The 11,644-nt window shown below is 43.4% G+C and carries 10 protein-coding genes and 1 other RNA gene; 2 read left to right on the forward strand and 9 right to left on the reverse strand.

Translation table 11 applies throughout. The annotated features are described in order from the left end of the window. The first annotated feature begins 82 nt into the window (after nt 1-82). Nucleotides 83-412: a helix-turn-helix domain-containing protein gene (locus HGP28_RS13185; RefSeq protein ID WP_168836945.1), complete on the forward strand. Its 330-nt coding sequence runs from the start codon at nt 83-85 to the stop codon at nt 410-412. A 341-nt stretch (nt 413-753) separates the two neighbouring features. On the opposite strand, the gene HGP28_RS13190 is transcribed toward HGP28_RS13185, so the two are convergent. From HGP28_RS13190 to HGP28_RS13225, 8 genes are all read right to left on the reverse strand, one after another. After that, the gene (locus HGP28_RS13190) at nt 754-2,832 is read right to left on the reverse strand and encodes a hypothetical protein (protein ID WP_246225719.1); all 2,079 of its coding nucleotides are present in this window, start codon (nt 2,830-2,832) and stop codon (nt 754-756) included. Nucleotides 2,833-3,133: 301 nt separating this feature from the next. Further along, the gene (locus HGP28_RS13195) at nt 3,134-3,799 is read right to left on the reverse strand and encodes an MltR family transcriptional regulator (protein WP_168836946.1); all 666 of its coding nucleotides are present in this window, start codon (nt 3,797-3,799) and stop codon (nt 3,134-3,136) included. Nucleotides 3,800-3,828: 29 nt separating this feature from the next. Beyond that, complete coding sequence (locus HGP28_RS13200) at nt 3,829-4,353, reverse strand: hypothetical protein (RefSeq protein WP_168836947.1); 525 nt, start codon at nt 4,351-4,353, stop codon at nt 3,829-3,831. Nucleotides 4,354-4,572: 219 nt separating this feature from the next. Continuing rightward, complete coding sequence (gene gmtX, locus HGP28_RS13205) at nt 4,573-5,238, reverse strand: gamma-mobile-trio protein GmtX (protein ID WP_168836948.1); 666 nt, start codon at nt 5,236-5,238, stop codon at nt 4,573-4,575. Then, nucleotides 5,231-7,822: a gamma-mobile-trio integrase GmtZ gene (gene gmtZ / locus HGP28_RS13210; protein ID WP_168836949.1), complete on the reverse strand. Its 2,592-nt coding sequence runs from the start codon at nt 7,820-7,822 to the stop codon at nt 5,231-5,233. Before gmtZ ends, gmtX begins: the two co-directional genes overlap by 8 nt. Nucleotides 7,823-7,829: 7 nt before the next feature. Further along, nucleotides 7,830-9,293, reverse strand: coding sequence for a gamma-mobile-trio recombinase GmtY (gene gmtY / locus HGP28_RS13215; protein WP_168836950.1), 1,464 nt, complete (start codon nt 9,291-9,293; stop codon nt 7,830-7,832). 166 nt (nt 9,294-9,459) lie between these two features. Continuing rightward, an RNA gene (gene ffs, locus HGP28_RS13220) (signal recognition particle sRNA small type) lies at nt 9,460-9,556 on the reverse strand. 118 nt (nt 9,557-9,674) lie between these two features. Continuing rightward, on the reverse strand, nt 9,675-10,421 hold the full coding sequence (locus tag HGP28_RS13225; RefSeq protein ID WP_168836951.1) for a VP0952 family biofilm-associated protein: 747 nt from the start codon (nt 10,419-10,421) through the stop codon (nt 9,675-9,677). Nucleotides 10,422-10,679: 258 nt separating this feature from the next. Between HGP28_RS13225 and HGP28_RS13230 the strand changes: the two genes are divergently transcribed. Continuing rightward, complete coding sequence (locus HGP28_RS13230; protein ID WP_168836952.1) at nt 10,680-10,982, forward strand: MGMT family protein; 303 nt, start codon at nt 10,680-10,682, stop codon at nt 10,980-10,982. A 26-nt stretch (nt 10,983-11,008) separates the two neighbouring features. On the opposite strand, the gene HGP28_RS13235 is transcribed toward HGP28_RS13230, so the two are convergent. Next, a complete protein-coding gene (locus HGP28_RS13235) occupies nt 11,009-11,455 on the reverse strand; it encodes a YbaY family lipoprotein (RefSeq protein ID WP_168836953.1) in 447 nt (148 codons plus the stop codon). Between the last annotated feature and the right edge of the window lie 189 nt (nt 11,456-11,644).

The following is an 11,644-nucleotide window of genomic DNA, read 5'->3' on the forward strand; positions in this document are numbered from 1 at the left end:
CACTCCTTAAAGATAGGTCTAAGCCTATCGCTTAACTAATGAGTGTCCGTTTTAATTGGGGGCTATTACATATGATGACTACGTGCCATTCCAAAACCCATTTCCGCAGCGCCTCAAAGAGGCCCGCAAGCAAGCAAAATTGTCCCAAAAAGCCTTGGGAATTCATATAGGCATGGATGAGAGTACGGCGAGTGCCAGAATGAACCAATACGAGAAGGGACGCCACACGCCAGATGTGCGTACGTTGAAGCTCATCGCTGATGCGCTTGACGTGCCACTGAATTACTTTTTTTGTGAGGATGAGGTATCGGCAGAGCTAGCTATTGCAATCTCTAAGCTTTCTACAGAGCAGAAGAAACAACTTGCCGAGATCATCGCTAATCTTCATCTGAATAATGACGATGTTGATTAAATTAAATTTAGTAACAGTTCTTCAGACCGCCACAGAAAATCACAAGCCACAGAAGATTCCAACCAAATCACTTTTGGACAAAATCGAGTCTGCGACGTTAGTAAATTAGCATCTAGCGGATAATCTGAGGTATTGCAAATCCTCCTGGCGATTGGCTAAAGCAACTCACCCATTCCGGTTCTCTAACCGATTGAAAATGTCTTGTAGAGACATTGGTTATCCCAAGCGACTGACACACGATATAACAGGATTGATAATGTATCTTGACATGTCGCAAAATTGACCACCAAGCCTGCTATTAGACTTAAACATACTTTTTAAGAACCAATAATCAACGAATATCAGTCGGGAACATCAGAATCGAATCCCAATATTAACTCCACTAAGTTGTCAACACTCCCATCCTGTACTGGCACCTCCAGTTTATCTTGACGATCTAAGATATAGTCAGGAACTGGCTTCGGAGTAGGGATTACCTCCTTTGGAAGCTGTGAAAGCATGCTCTCACTCTTTGCTTTTAGGTTCTCATATCCCAAGTGATCTGCTAATTTGATGATCTGTTCTAGCATTGCTTCATGCATTATCAATACGAACGCACGTTTGTGTTTCTGGCGAATGAGATTGAAGCTCTCCTCTGTTGCTACATTTTCTGGGTCTATTTCTGCTTTATACGCGTCGGGATCTTCCATCACGATCCTTTGCCGATATATCACAAGCATTCTGCTATAGTCTCTCACTATTGCAGTTAGGTCTTCTTCGCTGGGGGGCGATTTCTCTGCTAGCCTTTCTGGGTTCAAGCGTATCGGCATGAAGAACTGGAAATCGATACCAGATAGAAACAACACAGTGTCAGCTACCATGGCATATAGTTCGGCTGTAGGAAAAAGTCCGCGTGCGATAGCCAGTCTCTCACCCTTGGATAGAGTTAATAGGTAGTTTTCCCCTAAGTTCAAAGACAAGTACTCATAGAGGTGTTCTGGTTTCAGCTCGATATCTACTTCTGGAAACCCGATAATGCTACGCCCTAAATTATTGTTTTCTTTTACGAAAGGACTAAGATCAAACTCACTGTATAATGCTGAACGGCATGGTGAATTCGCCAACGCGGTAAAGAAGTCACGACGTGAGTTCGCATCTGGATGCTCTAGAACTGCCTCTAAAAACTCACCAAGAACCCTCTTGAACTGTAAAGTACAGAGTCCATCAGTGTGCACTACGGCCATGCTTATGAAACGAACTATGACATCAATAGCCCTCCTAGTGCCATTTCCTATATCACTATGAGTCAACACTTGAATACACTCAGCAATATTCTCAAACAATTGAGCGGCATTAAATAACTCATCATCCTGACATACTTGATCTAAAAGACAGGTGTATATACTACACTGCACGCCATAAGGGTCTTTGCTACATATATAGTCTCGTAAATAAATCTCTATGCCCTGCAACTCTTCATAAGACATCGAAGGAGCTATCTCCATCAATTCTTTCTCACGCATATCACGCCAATTATCAATGGTAATTGAAGAATCACGACGTGGCCTTTGTAGGATAAAGGTTGGAGTGATATCGAGTAACGCATCCGTGCTGGGGGATTTCTCTTGAAAGATATGGCCCCAAGGATTTGAGAATTTTTCGTGAAAAACTGTTGATCCAGCAATATTGAAGCTTATTGAGTTTGAATGCGAGTATGGTTTACCATTATTTCCAGTGAAAGGTTGTTCCCAAGCAGGAAAAGCTGATTGAATCTGGTTTCCTCTAAGTTGTATTCGCAACTTTATAGTCTTTAGAGGGGAATTCACCAAAGCGTACCCATAAAGCACTCCTGCTCCTTGTTCTGATGTTGGGTAAGTAGAATCATCGTCATCAATATTATCAAAGGCTTCGGTGAGGAGCTTGATAATATCATCTTCTGTATGCCCTATAGGGTATAGCGTCTTCCAAAGGTAACCTGATTTATAATAGTTATCAGGCTGCATAGTTATTTTAGCAGCACTACCTGTAAATAACTGTCGGGGAATTTTTAAGGTAATAACTCCGTTCTGAAGTTCTCGAGCGAAGAACCAATCGTCATGTCTATCAACATCGTACTCTAGAAGGTGTGCAATGTTTGTATGGTGTGATAGTAAGTTCTCCCAACCGTCCCATGAGTGAAGTCCACCAGAGAGAACTACTTCGGTCGTTCTGACACCTTGTGAACTTACCGGTCTAATTGCAGTATCACCGAAAAAAATATGTTTGAGAGAAGACTCAGTTAACTCATACTCCCCTTTCTTCCCGAAGCGAATAGGGTACATCTTTGACTTTGCCATTCTCTCAACAACCTTAAACGGTTCATTTTTTAAGCGTAAGAACTCTCGCATTTGCTTACGCACTTTTTTCATCCTGATCTTAGAACCAACTCGCCCCATCAGCATCACCTTCACTTATATTCCTACGTCAAAGATACACATTTAAAACTCTAATGTAGAGGCCTGACAGGGAAAATACCCAAGGCGAAATAGCAGATCTTACATGCTACAACGTACTATTTTTTATACTAAACTTGCTGATTCTCTATAACGTCTTCAGGTACGTAACAAACTTAGGGGCAGTTCTGAGTTACGATGATCTACCTCGCCAGTTCGAAGCTGGATATTTTTTTGTTATGTATATCAATAAATTAGTATCTAATGGATTATATCGAGTAATACAAAGCCTCTATATGGCTACCCTAATTTAATCGTCGACTGCTTGTGTGCCATACCCCCTTAGTTCAGCCATATCAATGTCAAAATTCTCTTTAACAAACTCATCAATTAGAGATAAACCTTTCAAAGAAACGCTATCATCGTAATCAAGCATTGCCTCTATGGCATTGTTATCAATTATAAAGTTCGTCAACTTGGTAGCGATTACAATTGATGTCCTAAGAAACTTTTGATGAGCATCCATATTTTCGGTTCCAAAAGCACTTTTCAAAAGAAAACAACGACTTTTTATAGCATCAGTTTCAAAATCCATTTTCTGAGCTGTATGTGCAAACTCATTGCGAATCCGCCTTATAAGTTCTAGGTCATCTCGAAAATTCTTAGGAATAAGGCCGAGTAGATATGCGAGATCTATTCGTGATGAAAAGCTATCAATAGCGCCACTAGTACCAAGAATGCGTTCCTTAACTTTTGCGTCGTCAACAAGCTTCCGATTTAAAAGGGTTTTCAATTGCTCATCAAGATACGCTGCAGACATTAAAGCTGCGGCTCTATCTGATTCATGAGTTAATGTCTTTCGAAAATCCAAAACATCCCATGCGAGTTGTGCATCTGGATTTTGAAATTTATCTCTCATATGCTGAGTAACCTGATTCGTAAAGTCTATGACAGTGTTTATTTTGTCATCATTCATACAACACATCTCCTCGGTATGGTTATTCTTTACGATTGGGCGCTCTGATGTAAGGAAACTAAAAGGTCGGTAGCGGTGAGAAGAATTAGTATTTTCGTATGGGATATTACGTATTGTTCTCTAGGTTGCTCTTTGCAATTCCAGTAGATTTTCTCTTTGTCACACTTGACTGCCGTCACAAACGATTTAAATTGATTTGAATCCATTGAGTTTAAATGAGACTGAAACGTAAAAGTGACAAAGCTTATGTTGTGTGCCAGTTTGTTACGCAATTCAAAGAGCATTTGAAGGAACTTTGCTTCTGAGGATGTAATGCATCCCAACTTTTTGAGCAAGGTGACCTTACCGAATTTGCTGTTGCCAAAGTCAATATATGACAAGCTATCTTCTAACTCAGCACAACCTAACTTAACGACTATGGCTTGTGTCGCAATGGCTTCAAATAGAGCGTTCAATTTTATGACGAAAGACCAATCGTCTTCATTAGTAAGGCTCCATATGAAATTTTCTGGAACACCCAATTTAACTTCAAGCTCGGCAACATATTCTAGCACTAGAGTAGCCTCTTCTCACAAACCCGTAGATAGATTACTAGCATTACAAAAACTAAGTCAAATAGTGGCTTAGTGAAGTTAGACACATATCGGCGTAACTTAGAAAGGGGCAAAAATCATTTAGAATAAATTGCCTATTCAATTACGGTAACTAACTTTGATGGGGCCATAAATTACACGGTCGATGTATTTTCTTCTTTCTTTTCAGAGTCTAAAGCACTACTTCTCAAGCAACTTACTCAACACATGCACATAGCCTCTGCGGTAGATTTCCTGCCCATCTTTGTCTTTCACCTGCCCTGTTGGCATCACAACCCATTCCATTGCCTGCATTTTTTCATCCGAAATGGCATCACGAATGGCTTCTAATTCTAACGGAGTCATGGTGCTATCTGGGCGCTGTCGTTCATTCTTTATGTGCGCGTTGGGTTGGTTTCTTGGCTGTGTTCTGTCGATAACGATATCGCTGTTGGCTTTGAGTACATTGAGTTGATCACGGTATTTGTTTCGCTCTGCAATCAAAGAGCCCACTACAGCACGGATCACAGGATCATCAATGGAATCGAGTATGTGTTGATCATTGCTGTTTAGCAGTTGTTTTTGTCTTACCGAGAGGGGCTTCTTACGCGTCGTGCCACTATACGCAGCCCACGCATCTATCAAATGCTGAAAATGCTTACCTGTACGATTGCGGATAGTCTGAGTTGAGGGACCGCCCTGAGTTTTAGACAACTTACCGATTGTGGCGATGGAAAAATCCAATGGTTCAATTTGGCTCTGCTTTGCCAATACGGCATTCAGCGTTCTCAATGCTGATTCTGTGCGCGTTGTCGCTTGTGAACACAACTCTTCAAGAACAATGTCTGGATGGATGATTTCAGCCATTATCATCAAGCCCCTTCGCTTTTTTATTCGTTAAATCAGCAAGCCTTAGGATGTTGATGCCTGTTTTCGCTTCAATGCCATTTACCCCTGCCTCAAGTAGCCCGGCATCTTGTAAATATGCCTCTGCGTCTAAATAACCAGCAATTTGAGTCATTGCTTTGTATCTATCGGTTTCACCTGTGGCATTGAGCATTGCATTGACCATGGCATTGCCAGCTAACAACTGAGTTTCATCATCTAGCTGCAGCAAAAATGGCATGTATCCTGATTTCATCAGCATATTATTGAGTTTGTTACTGCGGTGCGCGATAGCGGATGTTTTCCTAAGATCGTCACGTAAATCGGTATAGATCTCAGCATCATCACAAATCTGAATCAGTTGCCGAAATTCAGACTCGGTATCCAAAAAGCTAAAGAAAGGCGAAATATCTTCTGGTGAACCTAATGCCACCACTTTGTCTTTATCATCTCCAGTTTCTCGCTGCGTTTCTAGTGCTAACAGATTACGAATGATCTGAAAGCATGCAACGAGATCTTTCGCGTATTCATCAGCATCGCTCTGTTGCTTTTCAAGGCGGCGTTCGAGTACATGCAAATCTTGGTATTTAGTAAATGCTTGCCCATTGATTTCACAAAAGTACTCTTCATCAAGCAATAAGGATTGCTGCTGTTCGAGCTCTGCTGCAATTTTGGCTGACTCCGAGGCGTGATAGCTGAGATTATTTAAATGCGCGTTTAAGGCACGGAGATAATTTAAGTCTGTAATAAACCAGCGGCAGCGAACACAGTTTTCTAAGCCATGAGGAACCGGGCCATAAAGATCCGCTTGATTTCGGTTGGCTCGTTTTAACCTCTCCCCACCATTCCAACAACCAGGAATTGGCGTATTCTCAACAGAGGGTTGGGTATTACCACCGGCTAAACAGATCCCAATGGCTTTTTCTTGCCAGCCTGCTGGATTGCGAACTCGGAAAATATTCTGCAGCGCTTCCAAATCTTGATATGACGTTTGTAGCCCTATCGCTTCTATGGATTGAGTGACAAGGAATGTTTGCAAACTCTCGTGATCTTTTTCGGTGATCTTGCCCTCGGCCTGCTTCATTTTCCGAGCCATCATCACGGCGCTCACTTTAGTGTAATGCAGCGTCATGATGAGACGACTGTGTCCAACCAAAAGCTTTGAAAGTACGGGCGTTGGAATTTCGCCTTCGAGGGTATAACAGGTGATCAGCGAAACGCGCAGTGAATGAAGAGGGAACAGTGCCTTACGAGGATTCTTCGGATCAACAAAATGTAGTTTGCCACCATCCGTTAAGGTGTGACCGACCTTATAAACATCCTTTTCTAGCTGACTAAGTAATTCAAGCCAGAGGGTACTGACAAACCCTGCTGTCACGGGAAGTTCTCTTTCTCGCTCCATTGGGGCGGCTGCATTGCGAAAGAGAAAACAAATATTGCCAATCTCATCCCGTTGCGTCGGCGATTTGGTGCTACCAAAGTGCTTGAAATCTAGATCATAAATTGAAGTCTGCTTACTGATTGGGTTGTACTTTTCTTGCCAGTTGCGTAATTTTTCAAGCCAATACAGTACATCTTCATTCTGCCAAGGGATGACATAACCTCGCGTAATTTCATCTTTGTTTCTATCGGCTGTTTTGTTGGTATTGATGTATAAACCCGTCATCACATCGCCGATGTCCGGCGTAACAATCCTGTGCATGGCACCTTTTTGCCATGGTCGCTTCTCATTGCCTTGAACAAAATCGTGTTTCTTGTTGTGCCCCCATTGACCACGCTCGTATCGCCAAGTATCCGCTTCGCCAGAATCTAACATCCGAACTTGATACGTCCTTAGAGGCAATTGCAGCTTCACATAGAGCACCATTGCCCGCACCGGTGACCAAATCAGATAAAGCGATTCACCCGCTTTATATCGCTTTAATGCGCCGTTGACGCGAATAGAGCGATCCTTATCAAGCTTGATCTCTCGCCAAACACAATCGTGATCACTTGGGTCAATTAATGCTTTATCGACAATAAACCAGTCTCTAGTATGTCTGCCATTAAGTAGAAAGGCATCGGATTGTTCAATGGCCCAACGCCAATCTGAAAAGTTTCCTCTTGGTGTAGGACAGATGATTTTCCTCAGTTTTTTTATGTAGTAAAAAGGTAGCGTGTTATAGACCGTTTCTTGATTACTGATTGGATTACTTTCTTTGCGGAACGGATTTTTAAACATTGGCACTGGATCACCATTATCATCCGGTTGGGAGTAATACGTCTCCAATACCCAGTCGATAAACGTGCAAACCTCATTGTTCTGCCTAACTCGGTAACGTTCTGACAAGTCGAATTTTGTTAGAAATTGATTGTAGTCCTGTGAGCCCATATCAAACAATTCGGCAGGGTCAGTGATGAAAAGAGGCACCAAATACTCTTCCAGAAAACGAGTTAATGCATTTCGTTTATGGTCAATGCCGTATTTCTTTTCGTTCAACCATGTTGCCGCCAATTCACGCCAAGTTTCCCATCCAGAGCCATTATTTTGCGTAAACCAAGAGAATTCATAGTCAGTTGATTTCATCCATCACCTATCGAAATTTGGGGTATTTTCCAGCGAACAAACCATCAGGGTCGATATCGTCAAACCCCGTTTCCATGATTTCTTTCCAACTCAGTTCGACATCTTGCCGAAATATCGCGTGCTCTTGCCTATCTAGGCGGGTCATTGCTTCTTCACACGCTTCTGTGACATCTCGAATGCCCGGTTGGGTGTAGACCGATTGCGACAGAAGTGAAGCATGATGAAGTGCCTTTTTGATCAGCAACGGGTCAACTTTCGCATTCGATAATCGGCGCCCATAAGCGTGACGATGGGCATGTGGCGTTCGACCTGTGGGTTTAGAAACGGTTTGCTTTATCCGTGCCATCGCCGCTTTATAACTTTGATTAAACGCGTTCAGCGTCAGTGACTGGCCTAACTGATATTTTGAAAAGCTAACGAATGCGTACGGGTGCATTCGCTCAAGTGGAAGTAAGTACAGCAAATATTGCCGCCACAACTTTGCAAACAGCTCACCGTAATAAGCGGGGAACCAATGAAGATGAATAAAATTATCGCTGTCATCGACTACTCTGGTTTTCCAGCCAATTCGCGCCGTGCCTGTTAGCTTATTGCGTGGTTTAAGATGATATTTCTCAGCTAAATACGCCGCTCTCGTTGTTTGTCGCTTTCGACCTCGCCAATTGTTTGGTGCTTTCCCATCTTCTGGGTGATAAAGCCTGACAATCACGCTATTGCTGTTTTCAGGATCATAAAAAACATCATCAACCCACAAATGCAGCGCATCACTTTCTCTCACGCCAGCCCCGTGCATCAATAACAAAATCAATTGATCCCGCACGGCCACCCGCACATCTCTTGCAGAGCCAATACCATCGATAAAGAAAGACTTAAATAAGTTTTCAGGAAAAGAAATGGCGTCACCGTCAACTTTCAGTACATCTTGTTTTCCGCGCACTTTTCTGACTTTTTTGAGCATTTCTGTCAGTGCATTATTTTTGATGTGGCCAAGAAAATTGTGCTGATTTCTTTTAAACCAAGCGGCGTAATTTAGACGTTCTTGATGACTTGTGGCTTGCTCAAATGGGTTAATGCTTTGGTTTTGATTGTTGAGCACCAACCAATCTGTCAAACCGTTCAATGATGAAAGAAGCTGATTTACGTTAGAAACCGAACGTGGCAACCAGTAAAGTTGTGACGGATCACTTCCATCCTTACCAATGGTTCCTGTCGATAGCTTTTGGACAAACGAGAGAAATAATTTACTGGGTTCTGAAAACAGTCCTTTGTTCGCTTCCATATACTCAAGAAGCAACTGACAGGAGAACACGACGCGGTTCATCCAAGGAAGACTATTGCGATGAGATTGACTGAGGACGTAATCGAGCAGAGGTTCGAACACCCCTTGATGTGTCAATAAGACGGGAACTTCAAGAACGGCGCCTGAATGATCCGTTTTGATTTGAGCAGTGACTTTTACGATCCCAACCATAAACCTACTTTGAATAAATCGGTTTTAGTAGGTTTAGTACAGTGACTACTATAAATCTAATAAAAAAGCCAGAGTAAGAAACTAATCTTACTCTGGCTCAGAGCCGATTCTAGTATATGTTTATCTGCTATAGATATAACATATATTGCAGGCTTCAAAAAGGGTGGGACCCCAGCCACATCCCGGCACACAAGTCACCCGCTGCGGCTGCTTCCTTCCGGACCTGACCGAGTTCACGAGCTATTGTTGCGAGAGGACCAGGGCCCCATAATTCTGGGGTTAAGGCGTCGCTTAATGTGGGGTGATTATCCTGTATGGTTGGCTCAATTGCAAGGCCATCCTTCTGAATTAACGTAAAATCCCGTTTAACTGGCGAGGGAATCACCAATCGTCATCTTCGCACTCTTCCGTTGTGCGCAGCACATAGTCGGCCATCCACGCAGTGCCTAATAAACAAAGCCAAATCACAAACACAGGTTTAGGCACCTCTATGGCTTGGGTCAATTCAAGCGCTGCAAAGCTCACCGCAGGAAGTGACCACGCGAGTAAGTTGTCCCAATCGAAATCTTGACGAGCGTGCAGCGCTTGCCCCACCAGCAATAGTGCCACAAGTGACAGCGCCATGAGCACGGCGATGGTATCGCCAGATATCCATAGTGGCACAAGCAATAATAAAGCAGGCCACTGCGGCTGACTTTGCATTTTCCAATCTCGCAACGCCCACCAAATCACACCAACCAAAAGCGCTTGTGTCACAGTAACCCAAGGTAATCCTGCCAATTTCCCCGCTTCTTGAGTGACAAATAGACTGGCCAATAACGTCACAGCAATCACCCCGACCGTCGCCAATACTCCCCAATTACTGCGTTTAGAGCTGACCACCGAAAACATTGGACAAAGCATCCATATTGCTACCGACAACGAGAACGGCTGATAACTGAGGGTCCAACCAAACGCCACCAATGCCAAGGCAAAAATCATTGCTCGCAACTGCGTTACCGGCCATAGCCACAAGACTGGAATCGCGAACGCTGCCCAGTGAAATTGCTCGGAAAAATCAGCGCCAAACCGGGCGCAGAACATCACCAATAGTAAGGCGACGATAAATTGTAGAGTGGAAAATAGCATGGTCCCTCCTTACCAACACAAAGGCATGTTGGTCCGCTCTGTTCGCCGGAAAAAGGATCGTGGGTAAGTGCGTAATGGGTTGGTGGTAGTGCGACCAGATACCCTATTCTCTGTCTAGACCGATAATGACACACTGCTGCAATTGCTACGGTTGAGTGTCACTGACATTGCGTCAAAACGGCTTCCTTGAGAAAAACCTGCTTCTTCAATCAGAACAGGTATAATCGCCCCAAACAATCCTTTGGGCTTAAAGACAGTATGGGATCATTTCAGCAGCAAATCTTTGCGGTAATTCACCAAATTCCATGTGGACTCGTCACAACATATGGCGATGTCGCAAAATGGGCTGGATATCCCGGATATGCGCGCCAAGTTGGCTATGCATTAAGCCAACTTCCTCGAGATACACAATTACCGTGGCATCGAGTGATTAATGCAAAGGGAGAGATTTCGATACAAGGAGAAAGTTTGGAACGCCAAAAACAAGCGCTGCGAGCAGAGGGAGTTGAGGTTTCCGATACTGGGAAAATTTCATTGAAACGCTTTCGTTGGCAGCCCTAACGAGCTGCCTTTTACGCAAATTTAACTTAGCGAACGCCGCGAAGCAGCACTTTGAGCCCTTCTGTTGGTGCGCCATTGTTAATGACTGGATAAGCCGCATCACTGGTAAAGCGCAACTCATCATCAACCCAAATTTGCACTCGAACTGAATAACGGGCCTGACTGTCTATTGCATCGGCCGCGTAAGCGAGATCAAACGCCAACGGCACTTGCTTTCCTTTGGTTGTCATTCGCTTTTGAGCAACGATGGTTGCCGCTTTATCTGCAATCGAAACATCTTCTAACGTCACCACCATTACCGCATGCTCAGGCAGTGCGATACGCTCACGATAAAATGCTTCGCCGCTTAATGTATTCATGGTCACTCCGTGCACCACTTGTTCTGCTTGAGCATCAACCAATGGTGTAGATTGACAACCAATCAAAGAAGCGCCAAGCGCTAAAGTTGCCAAAACGTGTACTGCTTTTTTCATAACGCCTCTTAAACTTAATGTTAATTGACTCATTTTTGACCATAACAAAGTCTGCTTGAACAGTATAAAACGGCAAGGGTGTTTTTGTCTGGGAACAGTTAGAGATTTAACACGAAATTGACTCGTGTTGAAAATTAGAAATGACGCTATCTGAATGACTTAGGTATACTGTCGCCCTTTCGAAAGCGA

The organism is Vibrio agarilyticus, assembly GCF_012641465.1.
Taxonomy (GTDB): Bacteria; Pseudomonadota; Gammaproteobacteria; order Enterobacterales; family Vibrionaceae; genus Vibrio; species Vibrio agarilyticus.